Here is a 23222-nt window from a genome sequence, read left to right as displayed (position 1 = left end):
CGGCATCTGCCCTCCCCCGACGGTCACGCCGCCACCTGACTTCCGTACCCGTCCAGGACGCCGAGCAGCGCCGTCGCGTCGGCCGGACGCAGCCGACCGGACGCGACGGCCCGTTCGGCGGTACGCCGAGCCAGGACGAGGTAGGGCTCGACCGAGTCGGGCGCGGTGGCGGCTAGTCGGGCCAGGTGCCGCCGCACCGTCCCCGCGTCACCGCGCGAGACCGGGCCGGTCAACGCCTCGTCGCCGAGGCGCAGCGCGTTCTCCAGCGCGGCACGCAGCAGCGGGGCGAGCACCTTCTCGGGCTGACCCACCCCGGCGTCGCGCAACCAGTCAGCCGCCTCGTTGACCAGGGTCACCAGGTGGTTCGCGCCGTGCGCCAACGCCGCGTGATACAGCGGCCGGTCCGCCTCGACGATCCACTCGGGCACCCCACCGAGATCGACCACCAGGCGGGCGGCCAGCGGGCGCAGCTCGGCCGGCGCGGTCACCCCGTACGAGACGCCGGGCAGCCGACCGAGGTCGTCGGGCGTACCGGCGAAGGTCATCGCGGGATGCAGCGCCAGCGGACGGGCACCGGCCGTGCCGACCGGGGCCAGCACCGCCAAACCGTGTGCTCCGGACGTGTGCGCGACCACCTGACCGGGACGCAGTGCGCCGTCCGCCGTCAGGTCGGCCACCACCCCGGCCAGCGCGTCGTCCGGCACAGTGATCAGCAGCAGGTCGGTGGCAGCTCGCGCGACCTCGACGACCGAGCGGCGGGAGACCGTCGGCAGGAGCAGCGCCAGGCGCGCCTGGGAGGCGCCGGAGGCACCGCTGGCGGCTACCACCCGGTGACCGGCGGCAGCCAACGCGGCGCCCAGGGTGGCACCCACCCGTCCGGCGCCGATGATGCCGACGGTGAGCACGCTCGGGAAGGCGACCTGGGACGATGTCGCGGTCGCGGGCCGCCCACGGGCGGCCGAGTGGGTGCGCAGCGGTGCGCTCATGTCACGATCCAGTCCTCGAGGCGGGTACCGGTCGGGGCAAGTATGCGTCGCTGACGCCGATCCGAAACAAGAAGGTGTGAAATCGTTCACCGGCGGTGTGAGGAGGGCCCTATGTCGATGCGCTGGCGGGACGCGATGCGTCAGGCGCTCTACGGGCCCGAGGGCTTCTTCGTCTCCGGCGCGGGTCCGGCGGCCCACTTCCGCACCAGCGTGCACGCCTCGCCGATCTTCGCCTCGGCGCTGCTCCGGCTGATCCACCATCTGGACGCCGCCCTGGACTTTCCTGAGCCGTTCCATGTGGTGGACGTGGGGGCGGGACGGGGTGAGCTGCTGGGTGCTCTCGCCGTGGGGGTTGCCGGGGAGCCCGCCCGCTCCGGGCGGTCAGGCTTGATCCCTGCGCGGGCGGGCTCCCCGGCAGCCGGGACCACCACAGCCGCCGCGCGTCCGCCCGGCGTCCTCGACCAGTCGCCGTCCGCGCCGGTTCCGCTGGCTCGGCGGGTACGGTTCACCGCCGTCGAACTGGCCCCACGTCCCGAGCACCTTCCCGACCAGATCACCTGGACAGCTGAGATTCCCACCGCCATCACCGGCCTGCTGCTGGCCACCGAGTGGCTCGACAACGTCCCCCTCGACCTGGCCACCCACGCCGACGACGGCTGGCGGTATCTCCTCGTGGACCCCACCACCGGAGCCGAGACGACCGGCGAACGGATCAGCCCCGCTGACCTCGACTGGCTGACCACCTGGTGGCCTCCCCAGCCCGAGAGAGACGGGTCGATCCCGGCCACGTCGGGCTGCCCGGAAACCCCCACAGAAAGAGCGGAGATCGGGCGGACGAGAGACGAGGCGTGGGCGGACGCGGTCGGCCACGTCGACCGGGGACTCGTGGTGACCGTGGACTACGGGCATCTGCGCGAGGAGCGGCCGTTCGGCGGGACGTTGACGGGCTACCGGGGCGGGCGGCAGGTGCCACCGGTACCGGACGGCTCCTGCGACGTCACCGCACACGTCGCCATGGACTCGGTCGCCTCCGCCGGTGAGCGGGTCGCCCGGTGTGCGTACGTCCTGGCCGCACAGCGGAAGGCGTTGCGCGCGCTCGGGGCCGACGGCGGACGACCGCCGCTGAGCCTGGCCTCCAGCGACCCGGCCCGCTACCTGCGGGCGCTGGCCAGCACGTCGGCGGCGGCCGAGCTGACCGATCCGGCCGGGCTCGGCGGCCACTGGTGGCTGTGCCAGCCGGTCGGCCTGCCCGCCGACCGGCTGCCGTTCCTCGCGACGCTGACCGAGAACACCGACGGCGTACGCGGCTGACGGGCGCGCGCCGCTCGGCACGGTGGTTCATGGCACGATGGCGGACATGACCACGGGCGATCTGCGCGAGCTGACCGTCGGCACCGGGGCGGGACTGGTGCCGGGCACCGGCGGGGAGCAACTCGGCGCGGACATGGTGCTGAACATCGGCCCCCAGCACCCGTCCACGCACGGCGTGCTGCGCCTCAAGCTCGTCCTCGACGGCGAGCGGGTACTCAGCGCCGAACCGATCGTCGGGTACATGCACCGCGGTGCGGAGAAGCTGTTCGAGGTACGCGACTACCGGCAGATCATCGTGTTGGCCAACCGGCACGACTGGCTGTCGGCGTTCGCCAACGAGCTGGGCGTGGTGCTCGCCGTGGAACGGCTGATGGGCATGGAGGTCCCCGAACGGGCCACCTGGCTGCGGATGGCGCTCGCCGAGTTGAACCGGGTGCTCAACCACCTGATGTTCCTCGGCTCGTATCCACTGGAGATCGGCGCGATCACCCCGATGTTCTACGCCTTCCGGGAACGGGAGACTCTCCAGGCGGTGATGGAGGAGGTCTCCGGCGGGCGGATCCACTACATGTTCAACCGGGTCGGTGGTCTGAAGGAGGAGGTGCCCGCCGGCTGGACCGGGCGGGCCCGAAACGCCATCGGCGAGGTGCGGCGGCGGATGCCGGACCTGGACAACCTGATCCGGCGCAACGAGATCTTCCTGGCCCGCACCGTCGGCGTCGGCGTGCTGTCGGCGGCCGACGCGGCCGCGTTCGGCGCCTCCGGTCCGGTCGCCCGAGCCTCCGGGCTCGACCTCGACCTGCGCCGGGACGAGCCGTACCTGGCCTACGACCAGCTCGACGTCCCGGTGGTGACGAAGACGGCCGGCGACTGCCACGCCCGTTTCGAGGTGCTGCTCGACCAGGTGTACGCCTCGCTCGACCTGGCGGAGCAGTGCCTGGACCGGGTCGACCAGTTGACCGGGCCGATCAACACCCGGCTACCCAAGGTGCTCAAGGCACCTGAGGGACACACGTACGCCTGGACGGAGAACCCGCTCGGCATCAACGGCTACTACCTGGTCTCCCGGGGCGAGAAGACACCGTGGCGGCTGAAGCTGCGTACCGCCTCGTACGCGAACGTGCAGGCCCTGGCAACCCTGCTGCCCGGCTGCCTGGTGCCGGACCTGATCGCCATCCTCGGCTCGATGTTCTTCGTGGTCGGCGACGTCGACAAGTGACGGCCACCCGGCCAGTGCCGGTCGGCGACGGTCAGCGCCAGCGGCCACCGTCGTGCGGCGCGGGACCGTAGCCGGGCTCCTCCGCATGGTGCCGTCGGCCGTACGGCTCCGCACCCGGACGCTGACCCCATCCGGGCCCCGGCTGGTAGCCGTGCGCCGGCTCCGGGGCGTAGCCGGCGACCGGTTCGGGCTGCTGCCCGGGCACTGGTTCGGGCTGGTAGCCGCGTTGGCGCGGCGGACGCCAGTCCTGCGGTACCGGCACTCCACCGGCGGGCAACGCCGGACGGCTCTCCGGCTCACCCCAGCCGTCCCGCCACGCGTCGTCGCCCGCCGCCTCCCGGCGTGGCTCGTCGCGGCGTACGCTCGCCCAGCGGTCCTCCATCCGGTATTCGGTGCCGCCCGGATCGGTGTGCACCTTTGCCCGGCGCTCCCCGACGCGCAGCTCGCGGCCCCGGTCGTCGTCGCGTACCGCCGCCCAGCGGTCTCCGGCCCGCAGTTGCGCCCAGTACTCCCCGGTGTCGTCCGCCCGATGCCCCCGGGCCACCGGTGCCGGGTCGGCCGGAGCCTCCCATTGCCGACCGGCCGAGTCCCAGCTCCGGTCGTCGCGCGGGCCCGCCCAGTCAGGACCGTCCGGCGAGGGCCCGCCGGGATAGGCCGGGCCACCGCCGCGCGGGGTGGACCAGTCGTCCCGCCCGGCCGACCATCTGCTCTCTTCCCGTGGCGGCGACCAGGAGTGGTCCGCCTCGTGCCGCGGGCCGGACCGGGGCCGTTCGTCGTCACGGAACGAGCCGGACCAGGAACGCTCCTCCTCGGCCGCCGAAGACCAGGAACGTTCGTCCGGGCGTTCCCCGGCCGACCAGCGGGGACTGTCGTCCCGGCGGGAACGGTCGCCACCGTCGGACCAGGAATGGTCGTCCCGGTCGGCGCCGCGCCTGTGCTCCCCGGTCGGTGTGCCCGACCACGTCGACGGGTAGCCGCCGGACTCACCCACGATCGTGTGCCGGGTGGTCACGTGCACCGTCTCGGTGTGCCGGACCACCCCGAGCGGCCTCGGCCCCGGCTCACCCGGGCGGTGTTCCGGCTCGGCGCGGGACGGTGAACCGTAGACACCGGCAGACCCGCTGGCTGGACGGTCCTGGCCGGGCCCTGGTCGCGGCCTGTCGTAGCCGCCGGTCGGGCCGGGCTGGGCGGTGCCGTACACCCCGGCCGGCCGGTCGGCCTGTTGCGCCCGTGCTTCCGGTGCCGCCACCCGGGCCCGCCCCGCACCGGGCGCCTCGTCGTTGGCGGGCGAGGCGACGCCACCGGCCTCGACCCGTCGACGCAACCCGGCCACCACGTCCTGGACCCGTTGGACCTCGTCGAGCGCCTGGTTACCGCGCTGGGCGGCGGCCACGATCTCGCCGCGCAACTCGCGCCGCAGCTCGTCGACCTCCGCGCGGAACTCCTCGGAGTACTGCCCGCCGCCGTCGGTACGCAACGCGATGGAGAGCCCGATCAGCACCACCGCCATGATGGCCAGCACCGCGGCGAACCGTAGTGGGCCGTTGCCGTCAGCGACCAGCAGTATCAGTGCCGCGACGGGAGCCAGTGCCACACCGCCCCAGAAGAGCACGGTGAGCAGCTTGCGCGGGTCGGCAGGCACCGGGGCAGGCATGGGTCCGCAGCCTACCGAGAGTTGCGTCACGTGGGAACGGCTCGACAGCCGGATCGCCGACGGGTTCGCCGAGGTGCGCCGGTTGCCGCGAACCGGGCAAACGAGGACGGCACCCCGGCCAGCTCGGCCGGGGTGCCGTCAGATGTCGCGAGGGCTCAGCCCTGGGCGTACGCCGCGTCGGTCGAGAAGACCAGGCCGACGCTGATCGTGCCGTTGCGCAGACCCGTCTTGGTCAGCGGGCCACCGCCGTCGAGCGAGGAGAACGAACCGACGGTCAACCCGTAGGTCTGCTCCAGGCCGGGCTTGCAGAACGGGCGCTCCTGGCACTCCGGCGGGCCACCCAGCACCGTCGCCGCACCCGAGCACTTCTCGGCCAGTTCGGAGAGGGTCCGTACGCCGTACTTGTCGGCGAACTCCTGCGTCACGGCGAAAGCGTTCTGGGTCTGTGCCGCTGCCGGCGCGCCGAAGGTGAGGCCCACCTTCTCACCCAGGTCACGCAGCGCGGTGACGGTCTTGTCCACGTCCGGCGAGGAGACCGGCTGTCCGCCGCTGTTCGCCTTGCCGTTGAGGAACTCGGCGATGGTGGCCGCGTACTCCGGGACGACCTGGATCTCGCCCTTCTCCAGGGCCGGCTCGTACAACTCCCGGTTGCCGATCTGCTGCACGGTGACCTGGTAGCCCGCCGCAGCAAGCTGGATCTTGTAAAGCTCGGCGATGATCTCACTCTCGGTGAAGTTGCCCGCCCCCACCGTGATCCGTCCACCCGGGCCCTTCTCCACGCCCTCGGTCAACGAGTTGGCGTCGGCGAACTCCTTCGCCGCGGCCTGCGCGCTCTTGCGATCCACGTCGACCGCCTTGTTGAGCTGCACCAGCTTCGGCGTGTCGAGCACCGCGGAGACCTTGTCGAGCGCGGCGATCAGCTGCGGCGTCGCCACCTCGCTGTTGACCGCCGGGATGATGTTGTCCGCGTTCTGGAGCGACTTGTCGTCCTCCAGCGCGATCAGCTGCTCGCCGGCCACCGGGGCGCAACCCTCGCCCGAGGCGCCCTGCTGGGGTGCCTCGGTGCCGGACGAGCCCGCGTCACCGCAGCCCGCCAGCACCGTCGCCGCCGCGACCGCCCCCACCACCGCGATAGACAGCCTTCTACCTGCGCGCATCCGCCCGCCTTCCGTGTCCCGGCGCGGCCCGGGTGGACCGGCCGCGTGTCCGACGGGCGACTCGCCCTTCGGCCGCCCGCGATCTCCACCCAACATCCTGACGCGCGCCTCCGACAACCCGAGAAGCCATTCGTCACCAGAACGTCACCCATCGGGGTCGTCGCGCCGTGAGCGACCACACGGCACGGCGTGTGGTGACCGGACCGCACGCCCGGATGCACGGCGAGTGACCGCGCGGCGCGGTGTGCCGTCGGCCGAGACTTGCGCTGGGGCATGGGCACCACAGCGCGGACGCCCGGCGATCAGGACCCGGTGACGGCGTCCGCCGCACGTCGCCCGGCACGATGCCGGGCCCGCCGCAGCGGCCGGGGAGTGACCAACCGTTCGACCAGGGCGAAGATCAGTTCGACGCTGACCGCGAGCCCGGCGACCAGTAGCCCACCGGCCAGGATCTGACCACCGCCGACCGCGATGCTCAACCCGAATCCGAAGCGGATGATCTCGCCCAGGCCGCCGCCGTTGACGAAGGTCGCCAGCGCCGCCGTGGCGACCACCTGGACGGCGGCGGTCCGGAAACCGGCCGCGAGATAGGGCACCGCCAGCGGTAGCTCCACCCGCCGCAGCACCTGCGCCCCGGTCATCCCCATGCCACGGGCCGCCTCCCGGGTCTGCGCATCGACCTGCCGCACCCCGGTGTACGCGTTCGCCAGCAGCGGCGGCACGGCGAAGACCGCCAGGGCCACCACCACAGCCGGTCGGCCGAACCCGAGGAACGTCAACGGAAGGATGGTGAGCAGGGCGAGGGTGGGCACCGCCAGGGTGAGGTTGGAGACGAGCACCACCAGCCCACCGCCCCGGCCGGTGTGGCCCAGCCAAAGGCCCAGCGGCCAGGCCACCAGACAACCCAGCAGCACCGCCGTGGCCGAAATGCTGACGTGCTCGCCGAGCCGGTCCAGGATGCCGCCCGGGTTCGTCCAGTTGAGCGGATCGTTGAGCCAGACCACCGCCTGGGACACCGGATTCATCGCGCTCCCCGACCGTCCCGGACCCGCCGTCCCCCGTCGTTCGCGCGGACCATCCCGATGCCCCTCCGTCGCGTCGTCACGTTCAACCAGCCCGCCCGCGCAGCCACGGCGTGAGCAGCCGACCGGCCCCGATCAGGAGCAGGTCGAGCACCAGGGCCAACAGGACACAGAGCAGCGTCCCGGTCATGATCTGTGCCTTGTAGAGGTTGTTCTGGAAACCGGCGAAGATGATCTGCCCGAGCCCACCCCGCCCGATCACCACTCCGACGGTCACCAGAGCCACGGTGGAGACCGTGGCCAACCGCAGGCCGGTCAGAATGCCCGGTACGGCCAGCGGCAACTCGATCCGCAACAGTCGACCCCAGCGGCCGTAGCCCATCCCCTCGGCCGCCTCCCGGACCTCCGCCGGCACCTGGTTGAGCCCGGCGACGGTGTTGCGCACGATCACCAGCAGCGCGTACAGCACCACCACGCTCAGCACGGTCGCCACACCGATGCCCAGATAGGGGGCGATGAATGCGAACAGGGCCAGGGAGGGGACCGTGTAGAGCACCCCGGTGAGTGCGAGAATCGGCCCGGTGAGTGGCCGGAACCAGTAGGCCACCACCGCCAGCGGGATGGCGATCAACGCCGCGATGAGCACCGCCCGGAGGGTCAGCGTGGTGTGCTCGCGCAGGGCGTTGAGCACCGTCTCCGAGTTGTCCCGCACGTACTGCCAGGAGAACCACGGGTTACCCGGATCAGCCCGGTAGCTCAGGCGGAAGGACATACGTGGACGTTACCCCGGGTGCCGGCAGCGATCGACGTGCGGCGTCGATCACCCTCGACGGCATCGGCAAACGCTACCCGGACGGCACCGAGGCGGTCCGAGAGCTCAGCCTGCACGTCGACGAGGGCGAACTGGTCGTGTTGATCGGCCCGTCGGGCTGCGGCAAGTCGACCCTGTTGCGGATGATCAATCGGCTGATCGAGCCGACCACCGGCCGGATCCTGCTCGGTGACTCCGACGTCACCCGGGTCGACCCGGTGAAGCTACGCCGACAGATCGGCTACGTCATCCAGAACGTCGGGCTCTTCCCGCACCAGACCGTCGCCACCAACATCGCCACCGTGCCCCGGCTGCTCGGCTGGACCACCGCCGCGACGCAGCGTCGGGTGGCGGAGCTGCTGGAACTGGTCGGTCTCGATCCGGCGCAGTTCGGCCGGCGCTACCCCCACGAACTCTCCGGCGGCCAGCGGCAGCGGGTCGGGGTGGCCCGGGCGCTCGCCGCCGACCCGGTGGTGCTGCTGATGGATGAGCCCTTCTCCGCCGTCGACCCGATCGTGCGTACCCGGCTTCAGGAGGAGTTCCTGCGGTTGCAGGCGGAGGTACGCAAGACCATCGTCCTGGTCACCCACGATCTGGACGAGGCCGTTCGGCTCGGTGACCGGATCGCGGTGCTCTCCGAGGGCGGCCGGTTGGAGCAGTACGACACCCCGGCGGCGTTGCTCGGGGCTCCCGCCACCGATTTCGTCCGCGAGTTCGTCGGGGTCGACCGGGGCATCCGGCGGCTGGCGGTCACCCCGGTGACTCGGGAGGTGCTCGACCCACTGCCGGTCGACGGTGTGGCGAACCTACCGACGGTGCCGTTGGGCGGCTCGGCGTACGACGCTCTGGCCGTGCTGCTCACCTCCCCGGGTGGGCAGGCCGTGGTCACCGAGGACGGGCAGCCGGTCGGGACGCTCAGCCGGGAACGCATCCTGACCCTGGCGGAACCGACCGGCTGAGTCGACGCGCGGCACGGATGTTGGGCCGGGTCCATCCCACCGACGGACCCGGCCGTGCCGTCAACGCCGTCCCCGGTACCCGCCCAGGGTGGCGATGCCGATGATCCAGCCGACGAAGAGTCCGTACTCCGCGCCGTCCCCGGCCGCCTGGAAGGCGCCCAGCAACGACGGGTTGCTCCGGATCAGCGTGGTGAGCAGGGCGGCGAACGCCCCGGCGAAGATGAACGCCGCCCAGCCGGCGAAGAACTGGCTGATGGTGCCCCGGGCACGGGCGAGCTGGGAGCCCGGCAACAGGTAGAGGAACACGAAGGTGAGGACGACCACGAGGATCGCCTTCAGGTCGTCGGCGAAGATCTCCTGAATCGAGTCGGAGGAGTCGAATCGCCAGGCCGGCCAGGCGAGCAGTCTGAGGAACCAGCCGCCGGCGCTGTCCGGATCTGTGTTGTTCCTGGCCCAGTCGACGTACCAGGGGCTACCGAAGACGAGAACCAGGACGAGCGCGGCGAGCGTGCCGGCGCCCGGTGCGGACTTGTACCGATTGGTGAGAGCCATGGCCTCGCTAGTTCCCAGCGCATCGACGCAGGCAAACGCGAGGCGTTATTTATGGTGGTACGCGCGTTTGACGCCGTACTAATCCTTCATCAGGTAGTCGATGAACGCGGCGCGCAACAGGGGGGCGGACTCCTCGTAGCCGTGCCCGGTCAACTCACGCCAGAGCGCCACCGCCTCGTCGATCGTCGGCCCCACCGAGTTCGGCGCACCGTCGAGCGCGGCAGCCTCGTCGGCGTTCGGCAGATGCCGCAGCACCGACCAGAAGAACTTCACGTCGCGGCGCTCCCGGGCGAGGGCGAACGCACGCTCCCGCAGCTCCTCGGTGGAGAGGGCGTCCAACTCCTCGAACGACCGGCCGCCGGAGCTCGATGATGTGTCGGTCATGTGCCGAGCCTAACCGTCGAGATCACTCCCGGCGCGGCGACGACGTACGGCGTGTGTCGGCCGGTCACCGGTCGTCGACGTCCCAGGTTCGGGGGCTGCTCTCCCAGCGCCGGTCCCCCCACGGATCCGTGCTGCCGACCGCGGGTTGGGCGGGCAGCACGGGCGGCCAGTCACCGACCGGCTGCGGCTGCGCCACACTCCATCCACCGCCGCTGACCGGTTCGGCCGGCGGCGGAGCCGGCACACCGACCACCGCCGCCGGACGCCCGTACGTCTCGACCATGCGGGTGACGACGAGGCCGACGGCCAACGCGGCCCCACCGATCGCCCAGAGGCTCACCGTCCAGCCGCGGGCCTGCGCGTACCCGAGGAACAGGCCGAGCGCACCGGCCACCAGCAGCGTGCCGAAGACGCCGCCGCGCAGCCCAAACGCACTGGTGCCGGCGAGCAGCGTCGCGCCCACCGCCAGCACCGTCCAGTCCAGCCCCGTCGCCGGGGTCACCCTCTGGTCGGCCGAGGCGATCAACACCCCGGCGAGCGTCGCCAGCACGGTGGAGCAGACGTAGCCACCGGTGACGACGACGGCAGCCGCCGCACCCCGTCGACGGGCCGGGTCGGCGGTCGGGCGGAACCGGCCGACCAGCCGTCGGATCGGGTTCACCGCTCCGAAGAGCCCGCCGAACACCGCGATCGCGGCGAAACCGACGAAGAGTTGGCCGGCGGTCCCGCGCGGGTCGTAGTCCCCCTGCACCAGCACGGGCGCGGAACGCTGCTCGATGTAGACGATGACACCGGCCGCGCCACCGAGGCTCGCCGCCCAGCCAGGCACGTGCAGCAGTACGACCACCAGCCCGAGCAGCAACCCACCGATCGCGGCCACCGCCGTGGCCGTGCCGACGGTGGCGAGCACCCCACGGTCACTCTGCTCGGCGAAGTGCAGCCCGGCCGCGACGGCGACCGGGCCGATCGCGAGGTTGACCGCAGCGGTACGCAGCGTCAGCCCGGCGGCCAGCGCCAGCAGGCCGAGGCCGACCACGTCGACGATGAGGTTCCGCAGCCCGCTGCCGCGCAGCATCGCCGGGTCCTCTCGCCACACCAGGTAGACCAGTGCCCCGAAGCCGAGCAGCAGCAGCGTCTCCCACACGATGTAGACGCCGAAACGGTCCCGACCCGGCTCGGTCTCGGGTTCGTCGAGAACCGCCTCCGCCCCGGTCACGGGACTGGCCGAGGCGGACTCCGACAGTCCACCACGGCCCGGTTCGTCGTACCCCATGATCTATGCCTCCCAGCGGCCGCCCGGACTCCACCGACGCACGGGCGGACCGGCGGCGGGGCGTTGCCTTTCGGTCGCAGGCACCGTACCCGCGCGCCAGAGCCGGGCGTAACCCCCACCTGCACAGCCACCGACGACAGCGCAGGTCGGGGCGGCTCACCGCCCCGCGCCTAGCGGCGGCCCGGGTGGCTGTCCCAGTCGTCCGGCTCGTGGTCGTCGTCAGGCTGGTCGGGAACCCGGCACGACCTCTCCAACCAGAGCGCGGCGGCCACCAGGGCGGTCGAGGCCAGCAGACCGGCGATGGCGGCCGGGCGGTCATCGGCGGCGGCGCGGGTCGACTGCACGAACAGCCAACCCGTCATGCCCGCGTAGCCGCCGGCGAAGATGGCACCGACCAGCGAGGACGCCTTGGCCAGCACGACGAACCGGGCCACCATCAGCGGGTTGACCGGGTCCCGGCCCGGCCGGCGCTCGATCCGACCCCGGGTGTTGATCGCGGCGTACGCCTCCAGCACGGCGAGCCCGGCCAGCGTCACCACCGGCAGCCAGGGCAGCGGTGGCAGCTGGTCGTAGTAAAGACCGCTGATCAGCAGCCAGGCCACCGCGGCGGCGGCGAGGGCGGTCACCACCAGGGTCGAGATACGGGTCGGCCCCATCCGCGACCCGTCGGGTGGCGGGGAAACGCTCATGCCGACACTCCGCCCCGCTCCGCACCGTCATGAGGCGCCAACGCGCTGAGCCTGATGGTCCGCTCGCTGCGCTCGCTCATGCCGTCGACTCTAACGTCAGATCGGGTCGTGGGCTCAGTTCCGGGACCTCTGCGGCGGCCGGACCGGTGGTGAGCAGGTCGGTCAGCCAACCGTGCCCGGGCAGTCGCCCGTAGGGCTGGATGTCGATCCACGGCCGGAGCACGAAGGCCCGCAGGTGCGCCCGGGGATGCGGCAGGGTCAGCTCGGGGTCGTCGCAGAGCACCGGCTGGTCGTCGTCGGTCCACACCGCGACGACATCCACGTCGAGGGTACGCGGGCCGAAGCGGCGCGCCGGATCACGGACCCGACCGGCGGCCTCCTCCGCCGCCCGACACCGCGCCAACCAGTCGTACGGGCCAGCGGTCGGGTCGGCGGCCAACAGCACGGCGTTGAGGTACGTCGGCTGATCGGGGTCACCCCACGGCGGGGTCTCGTAGACCCCGGAGACCACCAGCACGCTGTCACCGAGGACGGCCAGCGCGGTGCGCAGGTGGCCGAGTCGGTCACCGAGGTTGCTGCCGAGGGAGAGCACGGCGCGGGTCATCGGGTACGCGTCCGGCGCATCGTCACGGCCACGTCGGTGAAGGCGTGCGGCACCGGCGCCTCGGGCTTGTGCACGGTGACCGTCACGGCGGTGACCCGTGGATCCGCCAGGCAGACCTCGATCAGGCGGTCGGCGAGGGTCTCGATCAGGTTGACCGGCTCGCCGGTGATCACCTCGACCAGCCGTTCGGCCAACTCGCCGTAGTGCACGGTGTCCCGCACGTCGTCGGACCGGGCCGCAGGGCCCAGATCGAGTTCGAGCACCGCGTCGACGACGAAGTCCTGACCGTTGGCGCGTTCGAAGTCGTACACCCCGTGCCGGCCGTGTGCCCGCAGGCCGGTCAACTCGATCCGGTCGGTCATCGTCGGACCCGCCTGTCTCCCGTGTTCCGCCGTGTCGCAGCTACCCCGCCGGCGTCAGCGGTCGGCGCGCCGACGGGGGTGGTCGCGCCGGTCAGTCGGGGACGGCCGGTGGCCTGCCAGACGGCGAGGGCGTCGACGGTGGCGCGTACGTCGTGCACGCGTACCCCCCAGGCACCGGCGGCGACCGCGAGCAGGCTGGTGGCGACGGTGGCCATCTCCCGACCGTCGGTGGGCCGAGGCACGCCGTCGGGGCCGGCGAGCAGCTGGCCCAGGTACGACTTGCGGCTGGCACCGAACAGCAGCGGGTAGCCGAGTTCGATCAGCTCCGGCAACCGGGCGCTGAGCTGCCAGTTGTGTGCGGCGTTCTTGGCGAAGCCGAGGCCCGGATCGATGATGATGCGATCCGGGGCCACCCCGGCGGCGAGCGCGGCCTCCACCCGCTGGCCGAGTTCGGCACGGACGTCGGCGACCACGTCGCCGTAGCTGGCCAGCTCGCTCATCCGGCGGGAGTGGCCCCGCCAGTGCATCAGCACCCAGGGACAACCGGCGTCGCTGACCACCCGGGCCATGTCGGGGTCGGCGAGCCCTCCCGATACGTCGTTGACCACCGCCGCTCCGGCGTCCAGCGCCGCCACGGCCACCCGGGCACGGGTGGTGTCGATGCTGACCGTGACGCCCGCCGAGGCCAGTTCCCGGATGACCGGCACCACCCGGGCGATCTCGGTCTCGCTGTCCACCCGGTCGGCACCGGGTCGGGTCGACTCTCCACCGACATCAACCAACCCGGCTCCGTCGGCACGCAGCCGGACGCCGTGTGCGACAGCGGCCTCGACGTCGGCGTAACGTCCGCCGTCGGAGAAAGAGTCCGGCGTGACGTTCAGGACGCCCATCACCACGGGGGCCGAAGCCCGTACCAGATCGGTCACGGTTAGGACGGTACCGGTCCCACCGCCCGTCGCAGACCGCCCGGTCCACGGCGCTGACATGGCAATTGGAACAGGTGTACGATCGGTCGTCCGGGTCGCTTCGGGCAGCATCTTCGCGGCTTGTCGCAAAGGGGGGCGGCCCGTACGCTGTGGAATTGCCCAGCATCGAGTTGGCGACGCTTGGAGGGAGGGCCAAAGCGGGACAACCCGCCCAAAAATCGCCACCGTACGTGGCGGTTATCGTACGCAGGGTCTCGGGCGCTGCGCACAGTGAGCACCGATCCCGCAAGGCTTGCCTACTGCACCACCGCGGCGCCGCCGGCCGCGACTTGGGGAGGTTTCAGTGATCGCCATCGAGCTGATGGAAACGGCGTCGAGCAACGCCGCCCACCTGCTCTCCACTCTGGCGTCGTCGGTTCCGCTCGCCGCCGAAGAGCCGAAGGGGATCAACACCGAAGGCGTTGTCACCTTCTTCGCCAGCAAGATCGCTCCGATCCTGCTGGCCGTGCTGGGTGTCATCTTCATCGGCCGCGCCAGCCGAGGCGAGATCTCCAAGGTGCTGACCAGTTCGGCCATCGCGATCGTCGGGTTGGCCTTCATCGCCGGAGCCGCCACCCTCTTCTTCATCGGTGACTTCCTGATCAACCTGATCTTCGAATAGGCGCAGGCACGAGATGCGGCTACGCACCGACGACGACATCTACCGGGCTCGCCTGGTCTATCTCGGGCCGCCCGGCTACACCCTTCCGGTCCACCTGCCGTACGCCCAGTACGGGCTGTTCATGCTGCTCGTTCCCCTCTACATGTTCATCCACTGGCTGTTCACGTTGCAGGTCGAACTCTTCCCCGCATGGGAGATCGCCCTCGCCATCGTGACCACCTCGTTCGTCTTCCGGTACGTCGATCCGGACCGTCCGGCGCGCATGGTGATCCGCACCGCGCTGACCGACTGGCGACGCACCCGGGAGCCGGCCGCCGAGCAGCGCGATCCGCGCCTGGTCGGTAGCAGGATCAGGATCCGGGAGGAACTGGCATGACCGGCTGCACGCCGTACGGGCCGAACGAGGACACGGGCAGGGCGGTCGCATGAGCCGCTCCACCACGCCGGGATCCCCGGCCGGACGTCCGGCCGCACCACACGGTAACCGTGCGCGTTCATTCGACTACCCAGAATCCGGCGAGCTGGACGAAGCCACCTTGGACCCGGCGCTCGCCACCACCCCGGGTCACGGCAGCGTCGGAGTTTTCCAGGCGCCCCGCCCGCCGCAACGCCGGGCGGTTCCGGTCGAACCCACCGCGGCCAGTCGGGACGGTGCGGACATCGACTCTCCGTTCCTCGACCTGTTCGGCGGCGCGTACTCCCGGCCCGGATCCGCCCAGCGGGGCACCGGGCTTTCCGCGCGGGCCCTGCCGCAACAGCCGGCCCCCACGCCACCGTCCGCACCGACGCCGCAGCGCGCCACGCCGCCACCGGCACCGCCGCGACCGGCCAACGCCACCCCGACCGCGCCACCGGTCCGCGTGGTCGACGACGCGGTGGCGGCCACCGACCGGCCGCCGGCTCCCACCCGGGTGACACCACCCGCCGGTGACCGGTTGCCGAACGCCCGCCCACCCGCCGACGACCGCCCGGCCGGCAACGACCCGCCGGTCCGGGAGAGCCGCCGGGTCCGGGAGAACGACCCGACCCACGCCGAGGCCGATACCCGGGCCCCACGGCGGGTCGCGCCGCCGGCCACCCGCACCGCCCCCCGGCAGCGCACCGTGGAGCGCTCCGACCGACCGATCAAGCCGGTCCGCGTCCGGCCCCCGAAGATCAAGTTCGGCGACCGGGACCCCGCCGTCGAACTCGCCATCACCGAGATCGCCGGTCACCTGACCTTCACTCCCAACACGGTCACCGCCTGGTACTGGCTGCCCGAGGTGCGGTGGGCCTTCCGCCCCGACGCGGAACGCGAGGCGTTGCTCTCGGCCATCTCCGAGCAGTACGCGGGCCTGGCCGGCTTCCGGCTGCACCTGCGCCGGACCACCCGGCCCTTCCCAGCCGACGAGTGGGCCCGCACCATCGACGCGAACACCGCCGCGCCCCTGCCCGACGTCCCGGGCACACCCGGCTGGGCCGACCACCTGGTCGCGGCCCAACGACACCTGCTCTCGGTCAATCACGCCGAGGGGCAGACCTACCTCGGAGTCACCTTCGCCCGACGATCGCTCGGCGACTCGCTCACCGAGCGGCTGCTGCGCACCTTCGGCCGCGGCGTCGCCGACGCCGAACGGCGCAAACTCGGCCGTACCGTCGAACAGTTCGACGAGGTGCTCGGCGCGTTCGGCATGCGCGGGCGCCGGGTCACCGCACACGAGCTGGAATGGTTGCTCTACCGCTCGGTGGCGCTCTGCATGGCGCCGCCCGGCACGCTTTCCCCCATCACCGACGGGCGCTGGGAACGCGGCGACCTGCTCGCCCTCACCGAACAGGTCGAGCGATACCGCACGCCGTACGGCTCCACGGTCAAGCTGGTCCACCGGATGACCGGCGAGGAGCGGCACGTCGCGGTGCTCGCCGTGGGCCGGATGGAGCCACTCGAAATCCCCGAGCGGCACGAGCCCTGGCTGCACTTCCACGAGCGGCTGCCCTGGCCGATGGAACTCTCCACCCGGGTCGACATCCTCGGTTCCGGCGACTCCTTCCGCAACCTGGAACACCGGCTCCGGATGATCCGCTCACAACAGCTGGACTACGCCGAACACGGAATCGACGCCCCGCCCGAGTTGGAGCGACTCGCCAAGCGGGCCCTGGTGATCGGCGACGAGATGACCACCGGGCTGCCGGTCGACTCGGCCCGCGCCCACGGGTGGCACCGGATCGCGGTCGGCGGTCGCACCCGGGAAGAGTGCCTGGAGCGGGCCCGCCGCCTCATCCAGCTCTACTCCCGCGAACTGCGCATCTCCCTGCAACATCCGAAGAACCAGGACTGGCTGGCCCGCGAGTTCATCCCCGGCGAGCCGATCGCCAACACCGGCTACGTACGCAGGATGCCGGTCAACCTGCTCGCGGCGGCCCTGCCGCAGGCCGCCTCCACAGTAGGTGACCGACGCGGTGACCTGATCGGTCGTACCGCCGGCACCTGCCGTCGCCCGGTCTTCCTCGACCTGCACTTCCCCATGGAGGTGCGTGAGCGTTCCGGCTTGGCCGTCTTCGTCGCCGAGCCCGGTGGCGGCAAGTCCACCCTGCTCGGTGCGCTGGGCTACCTGGCCGCCCGTCGTGGCGTGCAGGTGACCCTGCTCGACCCCTCCGGCCCGTTGGCCCGGCTCTGTGCGATGCCGGAACTTCGGCCGTACTCGCGGGTGCTGAACCTGACCGGCTCCGAACACGGCACCCTCGCGCCGTACTCGCTGATCCCGACACCGCTGCGCAGCGAGTTCGTCGCCGGGGCCGCAGGCGACCGAGAGTTCGAGATCGCGGTTTCCAACGCCCGCGCCGAACGACGGATGCTGGTGCAGGACATCTGCATGATGCTGGTGCCGCCGCAGGTCGCGCGGGAAGCCTCCACCGCCACGCTGTTCCGGCACGCCGTGCGTCAGGTGCCCGCCGAGGAGACCTCCACCCTGGACGACGTGGTCACCTGCCTCGGCCAACTCGACGACGACGCCGGACGGGAACTGGCCAACCTGCTGCTGGACACCGCCGAGATGCCGCTGGCGATGCTCTTCTTCGGTCGCCCACCGGACGGACTGCTCGGCCCGGACGCGGCGCTCACCGTGATCACCATGGCCGGTCTGCGACTGCCCGACCTCAAGATCGAACGCGAGTACTGGTCGGCCGAGGAGGCGCTCGCGCTGCCGATGCTGCACACCGCACACCGGCTGGCCGTCCGCCGCTGCTACGGCGGCTCGATGGCCTCGCGGAAGCTGGTCGGCCTGGACGAGGCGCACTTCATGGAGGGCTGGCGCTCCGGCCGATCCTTCCTGGTCCGGCTTGCCCGCGACTCCCGCAAGTGGAACCTCGCCGCGCTGGTCGCCTCGCAGAACCCCCGGGACATCCTCGGCCTCGACGTCCAGAACCTCGTCTCCACCGTGTTCGTCGGCCGCATCGCCGAAGACGCCGAGATCGCCAGTGAGGCGCTGCGCCTGCTGCGCGTACCGGTCGACGACGGGTACGAGGCCACCCTCGCCTCCCTCTCCTCCGCCGACGCGACCTCGGCCAACCGGCTCGGGTTCCGAGAATTCGTGATGCGCGACGTCGACGGCCGGGTCCAGAAGGTCCGGGTCGACGTCTCCTACGTGGATGGACTGCTGGACCACCTCGACACCACCCCCGCCGCCATCGCCGCCGCCGCAGGGGTGCTGCCGAACATGCTGCCTGACCTGGAGGCGTGACATGGCGAGGGCCCGGGCACGGATCACGGCGCTCCTCCTGGCACTCGGCGTCCTCGCCGCAGCCACGATCAGCTGGCCCGGGCTCACAGCCACACCGGCGTACGCGGCTCCTGCCGCGTACCAGGCCGCGGCTGCCGAGCTCTGCACGACCGAGGAGTGGAAGGCCGACTTTCGCGCCTGTGTCGCCAAGCTACAGCAGGTAGCGGAGTCAGAGGCCACCTGCCTGAACCCGCCGACGCCCACCGCTCCCGACTCCGGCATCGCTGGCTGGTTCGCATCTCGCCCGGAGGCCTCGGAACTGAGGGGCCCGAAGGGCTACTACACGAACTACGGCTACGCCGGTTACAGCTACAGCACTTACAAGGTTGAATCCGGCTGCGCCACCACCCTGCTGCACCCGGACTACAAGTTCACCAACACCATCGCCAACGGCGAGTTCATGATGGCCACGGCGATCGTCGGTGCCTCGAACGCCCTGCGGGAACGCGCCTGGGATCCGGGCACCATGTGGGGGTGGGCGGATCCGCTGGTGGATCAGGCCACCAAGGCGATCTACCAGAAGGTGTTCAGCGTCTTCGGCATCGTCACGCTCTGCGTCGTCGGGCTCTACCTGCTCTGGCGTTCACGGCAGTCGGACATGAGCAGCGCGATGACCACCGCAGGGTGGGCGTTGGTGGTGATGGTGGCGGTGACCGCGCTGGCCGCCTGGCCGGTCAAGTCCGCGAACCTCGCCGACGGCGCCCTCGTCTCCACGCTCGGCGTCGTGCACGACGCCGTGGGCCCGGCGGCCAAGGACGTGCCACCGGACCGGTGCGCGATGCCCAATCCGGACGCCTGCACGGACAAGCGCCCGCCGGCGGTCCGGGCCAGTGACACGGCCGCCGAGGCGATGCTCTACCGGAACTGGCTGCGCGGGGTGCTCGGCTCGGCCGACAGCGAAACGGCTCAGAAGTACGGAGAGGCGCTGTACGACGCTAAGTCCCTGTCCTGGGATGAGGCCGAGAAGATTCGGACCAGTCCAGAGCTCCGCGAAGCCACTATCAGCGCGAAGAAGCAACAGTGGATGACGGTCGCCGCGCAGGTCGAGCGGGAAGACCCGGAGGCCTTCGAGTATTTGAAGGGTGTCCGGGACATGGACCGGGTGGGTGCCGGGTTCATCGCGGTGCTCGCCGCCCTGCTCTTCGCGATGTTCGACCTCACCGCGTCACTGCTGGTGCTGCTCGGTTTCCTGATCTTCCGGTGGGCGGTGATCGCGGCACCGATCCTGGGCACCATCGGGCTGCTCCGCCCGGCCAGCGCCGGTTTGCGCCGGCTGGGCAACGCGGTGGTGGCGGCGCTGTTCAACATCGCGATCTTCGGTACCGGCGCGGCCATCTACCTCTTCGCGGTCGACCTCATCATGAGCACGGCCACCCTCCCCGGCTGGCTACAGGTGGTGTTGGTCTGGCTCTGCGGGGTGGTCGGCTGGCTGTTGCTGCGTCCCTACCGCCGGATCACCCAACTCGGCGGCAAGGACAGCAGCGAGGCGGTCAGCTCGGCAGGCTCCTGGCACCGCCGGTTCTTCCGGGACATGCGCACCGCCGCCCGGCTCGACGTCGCCGAGCCCGGTGGCACCGCCGAGCCCAGCGTCGGACAGCGGCGGGCGCTCGCGGCGGAGCAGCCGAAGGTGCGTCCGGAGGCACGTCCGGACCCGGTACCCAGCGACGCCCCCGCCCCCGCCCCCGCCCCCGCCGCCGCGAAGCGAGCGGACGGCCGCGCGGCCGACGGCATCGACACTCGGGCCGAGGATCAGCGCCCCAAGCAGACTGTCGCGCCCAGACCTCGCCGCCGGCAGCCGGCCTCCTGGACCGAGCCCGACGTGCCGGACGAGAACCCCTCATACGTCATCTACCGTCCCGGATCGGCCGAACGCACCCCCGAGAGACCGGCACCGCGGGTCCGCTCCGAGGCTAGGTGACCGTCGTGCGTCGAGCGGTCGAATTCCTGTTCCTGCGGTTGCTGCGGTCCCGACTGGGTGTCGCACTCGGCATCGCCGTGCTGGTGCTCGGGGTGGTCGGGGGGGCCAGATTGGCGGCCGGCCCTGCCGACCCGGCGGCGGGGCTGAGCAATCGCCCGACCGACCCGATCACCACGGTGCATCCGACCACCGGTGACGACGGCGCGATCTCCACCACCACGACGCCCTCTCCGGTCACCCGGCCGGGCCAGCCGGCCCCGAAACTGGTCGCCGAACGCTTCGCCGTCGCCTGGCTCGGCCACCCGGGCCAAGCCGTCGCGGACTGGCACGACGCGCTGCGTCCGCTCGCTACCGCCAATCTCGCCGAGAAGCTCTCCGGTGCCGAACCGGTCGGCTCGTCCGCTGGTGCGGTCACCGGCGAGGTGACGATCCGTCCACGCGGAGAGACCATCGTGGAGGCGACGATCCCGCTCGACGGCGGTCAACTCCGCCTCGAACTGCTGGCACCCGACGGGCGCTGGCTGGTGGACGCGGTGGACTGGAGCAGGGGATGAGTGAGCGCAGCCGTCCCCTCCGGCGGGTCCGGACCGGTGCCCTCGCGGCGGCGCTCACCGCGATGCTGGCGCTGCTCTGCTGCACCGGCGGCACCGCCGCGTTCTTCCTCACCGAACTGGGTGGCGATGCCGCCGAGCAGCTCACCCCGGCCAGCATGGAGTGCACCGGCGATTTCCAGGTCGACGTGACCGGCAAGATGCCGCGCTTCGCCGAGTACGGCGAACGCCAGCTGCGCAACGCCGCCGTCATCATCAAGGTCGGCCAGGAGATGAAGGTGCCGCCGCGAGGTTGGGTGATCGCGGTGGCGACCGCGATGCAGGAATCGCGGCTGCTCAACCTGGCCAACAGTGCGGTCGGCGAGTCGCAGGACCTTCCGAACGAGGGTATCGGGGCCGATCACGACTCCGTCGGGCTCTTCCAACAACGTGCCTCGTGGGGCACGGTCGCCCAGCGGATGAACCCGGCGTACGCCTCCCGCAAGTTCTACGAGAAGCTTCTCGACGTGCCCGGCTGGGAGAAACTACCGCTGACCGTGGCCGCCCAGCGGGTCCAGATCAGCGCCTTTCCGGACGCGTACGCCAAGCACGAGGAACTCGCCGCCCAGATCGTGAACGCGCTGGCCGGTGGCGCGGCGCGGACCGCGCTGATCGCCGGACAAACGGTGTGCGACGCCGCCGAGGGCGGCGAGATCGCCGCCTCCGGTTGGACCGCGCCGATTCCTGGCGGGGTCGGCTCCGGATTCCGGACCGCCAGTCGGCCCGGACACAACGGTGTGGACATCGCCGCCCCGAAGGGCACCTTGATCAGGGCTGCGGCGACCGGCCGAGTGCTGGTCTCCCGCTGCGATCCCGACCGGCGCGGGCGGCTCAGCTGTGACGTGGACGGTTGGCCCGGCAAGGGGGGCTGCGGCTGGTTCGTCGACGTGCTCCATGCCCAGGGGATCGTCACCCGCTACTGTCACCTGGTGAGTCGTCCCCGGGTAGCCGTGGGTGACACGGTGCAGGCTGGTGAGGTGATCGGCGAAGTGGGCAGCAGCGGCAACTCCTCCGGGCCACACCTGCATTTCGAGGTGCACGTCGACGGTGACCGCAGTAGCCGGAGTGCCATCGATCCGGTGCCGTTCATGCGGTCGAAGGGCGCGCCGTTGAAGGGCGCCGGGTGAACCACGGACCGTCATGACCGAACCGCTTCCCGACCCCTTCGCCGACCAGCCCGACTGGGCTCCACAGCCACCTCGCCCGATCGAGATCGTTCCCGCCGCAGGAAGCGTCGAGCTACGCGGTCGACGGGTCCTGGTCGGGCTACCCGGGATGGGCTGGCGGGCCGACCTGCGGGCTGACGACCGCGTGGTGCAGAACAGCCGCACCTACGTTCCGGTCATTCCAGAACACGAGTGGTACCGCGCCGAGTCAGAGCAGGTCGAGGTGTTCGCCCCACTGGTGCCGGTCGAACGGGTCTGGGTCGAAACGGTCGGCCGGCCGGACCCGGCGACGACGGACAGCAGCCTGCGGCTCGTCTCGCTGGATGCCCCCGCCCATCGGGCACCGACGCCGGTCTTCGAGGCCGACTCGGTTACCGGGCGGCGAGTTGTGCACATGGTCGGTTCCGTCGAGCACCGCGATCTGCGCGCCGTCACCGAAACCTACTCAGGTGCCGAGGGCGACATCTGCGTTCGGGTCACCCCGGAGGTGGAGTGGTACCGCTGGGCCTGGCGCGGCCAGTCGCCGACCACCCTGGAGGTCCCGGTCCACGTGCTCTGGGTGGAATGAGGTCAACCCGCCGAAGCCGAGCACACCCGCCAGTCCCCGTCCAACCGCGTGGTGAACGTCCATGGCTGCCGGTCGTACTGCCTGATGCCATCAATTCGGGCCGATAACAACAGTTCCACCTGCACCTTGGCTTCGTTTCCGTGTTGCGACGCCAAGACATTCCCCCAACTGATCGACATACTCGTGCCGAACTGCTTCTCGCGCGCTGCGAGATCGGACCTGAACGCGGCTAGTTGGCCCAGGTCGCTGCTGCCTCCGCACGTGAAAAGCTCGGCTCGCACGTCGTTCTGATCAACAAGGAACGCCCTCAGGTAGCTGTCGACGACGATCGTCGGAGCGCTGCGGTCGGGGGTGGTGGCGCGGTCGTAGACGAGGTAGCCGACCACCCCGCCAGCCAGGCACAGTGCCGCGGCCACCGCGGCGATCACGGTCAATACCGTACGCAGGCGTTGCCGGGGCCGGCGTGGAGCCGGCGCGACCGCAGGCGGCGCCAGTTCCTCCGGCGGGGTCCTCTGCGCCGGTACGCGGGAGACCTGGGAACCGGCGGAGGGCGGCACTGATTCCACCCCCTGAGGCTATCGGCTGGCGGCCCAGGACCCAATGCCTCAGATTCGGCAGATCGTGACGGAACCCTGCCGATGGGTGAGATCCGCGA

23 protein-coding genes are annotated in these 23222 nt (G+C 71.4%); 10 read left to right on the top strand and 13 right to left on the bottom strand.

Annotated features, from left to right (window positions below; all coding sequences use genetic code 11):
- Positions 1–23: 23 nt before the first annotated feature.
- A complete protein-coding gene (locus tag FF096_RS00485; RefSeq protein WP_155214386.1) occupies positions 24–986 on the bottom strand; it encodes a Rossmann-like and DUF2520 domain-containing protein in 963 nt (320 codons plus the stop codon).
- A 111-nt stretch (positions 987–1097) separates the two neighbouring features.
- On the opposite strand from FF096_RS00485, the gene FF096_RS00480 reads away from it, so the two are divergent.
- A complete protein-coding gene (locus tag FF096_RS00480) occupies positions 1098–2297 on the top strand; it encodes an SAM-dependent methyltransferase (protein ID WP_155214385.1) in 1200 nt (399 codons plus the stop codon).
- 37 nt (positions 2298–2334) lie between these two features.
- Complete coding sequence (locus tag FF096_RS00475; RefSeq protein ID WP_196222411.1) at positions 2335–3516, top strand: NADH-quinone oxidoreductase subunit D; 1182 nt, start codon at positions 2335–2337, stop codon at positions 3514–3516.
- 31 nt (positions 3517–3547) lie between these two features.
- Here FF096_RS00475 and FF096_RS00470 read toward each other — a convergent pair whose 3' ends face one another.
- From FF096_RS00470 to FF096_RS00455, 4 genes are all read right to left on the bottom strand, one after another.
- Positions 3548–5170: a hypothetical protein gene (locus FF096_RS00470; RefSeq protein ID WP_196222410.1), complete on the bottom strand. Its 1623-nt coding sequence runs from the start codon at positions 5168–5170 to the stop codon at positions 3548–3550.
- Between the two features lie 155 nt (positions 5171–5325).
- Positions 5326–6327: a glycine betaine ABC transporter substrate-binding protein gene (locus FF096_RS00465; protein ID WP_230462212.1), complete on the bottom strand. Its 1002-nt coding sequence runs from the start codon at positions 6325–6327 to the stop codon at positions 5326–5328.
- A 302-nt stretch (positions 6328–6629) separates the two neighbouring features.
- On the bottom strand, positions 6630–7352 hold the full coding sequence (locus FF096_RS00460) for an ABC transporter permease (RefSeq protein WP_155214382.1): 723 nt from the start codon (positions 7350–7352) through the stop codon (positions 6630–6632).
- An 82-nt stretch (positions 7353–7434) separates the two neighbouring features.
- A complete protein-coding gene (locus FF096_RS00455; protein ID WP_155214381.1) occupies positions 7435–8121 on the bottom strand; it encodes an ABC transporter permease in 687 nt (228 codons plus the stop codon).
- 2 nt (positions 8122–8123) lie between these two features.
- Here FF096_RS00455 and FF096_RS00450 point away from each other — a divergent pair, with 2 nt between their 5' ends.
- Entirely contained in the window at positions 8124–9119 is a 996-nt protein-coding gene (locus tag FF096_RS00450) for an ABC transporter ATP-binding protein (RefSeq protein WP_309222397.1), read from the top strand.
- 60 nt (positions 9120–9179) lie between these two features.
- Here the strand turns inward: FF096_RS00450 and FF096_RS00445 are convergent, their stop codons facing one another.
- The 7 genes from FF096_RS00445 to folP form a co-directional block, all read right to left on the bottom strand.
- Entirely contained in the window at positions 9180–9671 is a 492-nt protein-coding gene (locus FF096_RS00445) for a hypothetical protein (protein ID WP_155214380.1), read from the bottom strand.
- Positions 9672–9749: 78 nt separating this feature from the next.
- Complete coding sequence (locus FF096_RS00440; RefSeq protein WP_155214379.1) at positions 9750–10055, bottom strand: hypothetical protein; 306 nt, start codon at positions 10053–10055, stop codon at positions 9750–9752.
- Positions 10056–10119: 64 nt separating this feature from the next.
- A complete protein-coding gene (locus FF096_RS00435) occupies positions 10120–11328 on the bottom strand; it encodes an ABC transporter permease (RefSeq protein WP_155214378.1) in 1209 nt (402 codons plus the stop codon).
- Positions 11329–11498: 170 nt separating this feature from the next.
- Positions 11499–11984 carry a DUF3180 domain-containing protein gene (locus tag FF096_RS00430; RefSeq protein ID WP_230462230.1) on the bottom strand — a complete coding sequence of 162 codons (486 nt, stop codon included), beginning with the start codon at positions 11982–11984 and terminating at the stop codon, positions 11499–11501.
- A 109-nt stretch (positions 11985–12093) separates the two neighbouring features.
- Positions 12094–12621, bottom strand: a complete 528-nt coding sequence (gene folK / locus FF096_RS00425; protein WP_155214376.1) for a 2-amino-4-hydroxy-6-hydroxymethyldihydropteridine diphosphokinase — start codon at positions 12619–12621, stop codon at positions 12094–12096.
- Positions 12618–12983 carry a dihydroneopterin aldolase gene (gene folB, locus FF096_RS00420; protein WP_155214375.1) on the bottom strand — a complete coding sequence of 122 codons (366 nt, stop codon included), beginning with the start codon at positions 12981–12983 and terminating at the stop codon, positions 12618–12620. Before folB ends, folK begins: the two co-directional genes overlap by 4 nt.
- Entirely contained in the window at positions 12980–13909 is a 930-nt protein-coding gene (gene folP / locus FF096_RS00415) for a dihydropteroate synthase (RefSeq protein WP_309222396.1), read from the bottom strand. The genes folB and folP overlap by 4 nt, the downstream gene beginning before the upstream one ends.
- 343 nt (positions 13910–14252) lie before the next feature.
- On the opposite strand from folP, the gene FF096_RS00410 reads away from it, so the two are divergent.
- From FF096_RS00410 to FF096_RS00380, 7 genes are read left to right on the top strand one after another with little or no spacing between them, the layout of a single operon-like run.
- Complete coding sequence (locus FF096_RS00410) at positions 14253–14570, top strand: hypothetical protein (protein ID WP_309222395.1); 318 nt, start codon at positions 14253–14255, stop codon at positions 14568–14570.
- Between the two features lie 13 nt (positions 14571–14583).
- Positions 14584–14946 (top strand): hypothetical protein, encoded by a 363-nt coding sequence (locus tag FF096_RS00405; RefSeq protein ID WP_093409867.1) that lies wholly within the window; start codon positions 14584–14586, stop codon positions 14944–14946.
- A gap of 49 nt (positions 14947–14995) precedes the next feature.
- A complete protein-coding gene (locus FF096_RS00400; RefSeq protein ID WP_155214374.1) occupies positions 14996–18286 on the top strand; it encodes an ATP-binding protein in 3291 nt (1096 codons plus the stop codon).
- 1 nt (position 18287) lies between these two features.
- On the top strand, positions 18288–20243 hold the full coding sequence (locus FF096_RS00395) for an MFS transporter (protein WP_155214373.1): 1956 nt from the start codon (positions 18288–18290) through the stop codon (positions 20241–20243).
- Positions 20240–20797 (top strand): hypothetical protein, encoded by a 558-nt coding sequence (locus tag FF096_RS00390; protein ID WP_309222394.1) that lies wholly within the window; start codon positions 20240–20242, stop codon positions 20795–20797. The genes FF096_RS00395 and FF096_RS00390 overlap by 4 nt, the downstream gene beginning before the upstream one ends.
- Entirely contained in the window at positions 20794–21960 is a 1167-nt protein-coding gene (locus tag FF096_RS00385) for a M23 family metallopeptidase (protein WP_155214372.1), read from the top strand. Before FF096_RS00390 ends, FF096_RS00385 begins: the two co-directional genes overlap by 4 nt.
- Positions 21961–21973: 13 nt before the next feature.
- Positions 21974–22567 carry a hypothetical protein gene (locus tag FF096_RS00380; protein ID WP_155214371.1) on the top strand — a complete coding sequence of 198 codons (594 nt, stop codon included), beginning with the start codon at positions 21974–21976 and terminating at the stop codon, positions 22565–22567.
- A 2-nt stretch (positions 22568–22569) separates the two neighbouring features.
- Here the strand turns inward: FF096_RS00380 and FF096_RS00375 are convergent, their stop codons facing one another.
- On the bottom strand, positions 22570–23124 hold the full coding sequence (locus FF096_RS00375; RefSeq protein ID WP_309222579.1) for a hypothetical protein: 555 nt from the start codon (positions 23122–23124) through the stop codon (positions 22570–22572).
- Positions 23125–23222: the final 98 nt, after the last annotated feature.

It is taken from the genome of Micromonospora sp. CP22 (genome assembly GCF_009712475.1).
Lineage (GTDB): Bacteria > Actinomycetota > Actinomycetes > Mycobacteriales > Micromonosporaceae > Micromonospora.
This window is presented reverse-complemented; position numbering and strand designations above follow the sequence as displayed.